Origin of the sequence: Streptomyces torulosus, assembly GCF_001419765.1 — a bacterium.
In the GTDB taxonomy this organism is placed as follows: Bacteria; Actinomycetota; Actinomycetes; order Streptomycetales; family Streptomycetaceae; genus Streptomyces; species Streptomyces torulosus.
Map to the genome: position 1 here is coordinate 1 of NZ_LIRK01000069.1, position 1,938 is coordinate 1,938.

Below are 1,938 nucleotides of genomic sequence, written 5' to 3' on the forward strand. Positions count from 1 at the left end.
GCCGGGTAGGGCCGGAGTCCGGCCCCCTAGCGGGGACGGCTCCGCCCCTACCCGGCCACGGTCACCTCCCGACCGGGCCCCTTCGCGTCCACCCCCAGCGGCAGAACCAGTGGGAGCCAGCGGCATGAACACATCTCTCGACGAGGTCATCGACGCACTGCGCGCCTCTCTCCTGGAGAACGACAGGCTGCGCCGGCAGAACGAGCGGCTCACCTCGGCCGCCTCNNCCTGTGGCGGCTGGTCGCCGAGGGCCGCGACGCCATGACCGGCCCGCCCGCCGACCGCGGCTGGGAGAACCATCCCGCCTACGACCCCGGCCACCAGGGGGCGTTCCTCACCGGCGCCGGGGACTTCGACGCCGGCTTCTTCCGCATCTCGCCGCGCGAGGCCCTGGCCATGGACCCGCAGCAGCGGCTGCTGCTGGAGGTGTCCTGGGAGGCGATCGAACGGTCCGGCATCGACCCGCTGTCCCTGCGCTCCACCCGCACCGGCGTCTTCGTCGGCGGCGCCACCCAGGAGTACGGCGTCCTCCTTGGGGACTCCCCGGAGAACACCGACGGATACGCCATCACCGGCCTGCCCGCCAGCATCATGTCCGGCCGGATCGCCTACCTCCTCGGTCTGGAGGGCCCCGCGCTGACCGTCGACACCGCCTGCTCCTCCTCCCTGGTCGGCCTCCACCTGGCGGCCCAGTCCCTGCGCGGCGGCGAATGTGACCTCGCCCTCGTCGGCGGTGTCCTCGTCCTGACGGCCCCCACCATCTACGGAGAGTTCGACAGCCAGGGCGGATCGGCCTCCGACGGTCGCTGCAAGGCGTTCGCCGACGGCGCCGACGGCACCGGCTGGGGCGAGGGCGCGGGAGTGCTGGTGGTGGAGCGGTTGTCGGACGCCCGCCGCAACGGTCATCCGGTGCTGGCGGTGGTGCGGGGTTCGGCGGTGAACCAGGACGGTGCGTCGAACGGTCTGACAGCGCCGAACGGACCCTCCCAACAGCGGGTGATCCGGGACGCGTTGGCGAACGCCGGTCTCTCCCCGGCCGACGTGGACGCGGTCGAGGCCCACGGCACCGGCACCCGGCTCGGCGACCCGATCGAGGCACAGGCCCTGCTCGCCACCTACGGCCAAGGACGCCCGGACGAGCGGCCCTTGTGGGTCGGCTCCGTCAAGTCCAACATCGGCCACACCCAGTTCGCCGCCGGAGTCGCCGGCGTCATCAAGACGGTCATGGCGATGCGGCACGGCCTACTGCCGCGCACCCTGCACGTCGACCAGCCGACACGACAGGTGGACTGGTCGGCAGGTGCGGTACGGGTGCTCACCGAGCAGCGGGAGTGGCCGCGGGCCGGCCGCCCGCGCCGCGCGGGTGTCTCGTCGTTCGGGATCAGCGGCACCAACGCCCACGTCGTCCTCGAGGAGGCACCCGAGGACGAACGGCCGGCCGACGAACCCGAGCAGGCACCGGGCACACCGCTCCCGGCCGTGCCCGTGCTGCTCAGCGCCCGCAGCGAGCCCGCCCTCCGCGACCAGGCCGCCCGCCTCCTCGCCCACCTCGACCACCACCCCGACCTGCGGCTCACGGACCTGGCCGCCTCGGCGGCCACCACGCGGGGCCTCATGGAACACCGCGCCGCCGTCACCGCCACCGACCTCCCCACCCTGACCGACGGCCTGCGCGCCCTCGTCGCGGCGGAGGACGCACCCGGCCTGGTACAGCCCACCGCGTCGGGCGGTGGTCTGGCGGTGGTGTTCTCGGGTCAGGGTTCGCAGCGGGTGGGGATGGGGCGTGGTCTGTATGAGGCGTTCCCGGTGTTCGCGGCTGCGTTTGACGAGGTGTGTGCGGGCTTTGAGGGGTTGTTGCCGGGGTCCTTGAAGGAGGTCGTGTTCGAGGGCCCTGCTGAGGTGTTGGAGTCGACGGGGTGGGCGCAGCCTGCTCTGTTC

Annotated in this window: 1 protein-coding gene and 1 pseudogene; both read left to right on the forward strand. The window is 73.1% G+C overall.

Features of this window, described 5'->3' with window-relative positions; genetic code table 11:
* Positions 1–124: 124 nt before the first annotated feature.
* The coding region (locus AOK23_RS49440; protein WP_240496277.1) for a polyketide synthase docking domain-containing protein at positions 125–225 on the forward strand (101 nt) is incomplete at its 3' end.
* A gap of 2 nt (positions 226–227) precedes the next feature.
* A pseudogene (locus AOK23_RS06120) lies at positions 228–1,938 on the forward strand (type I polyketide synthase); the annotation flags it as partial.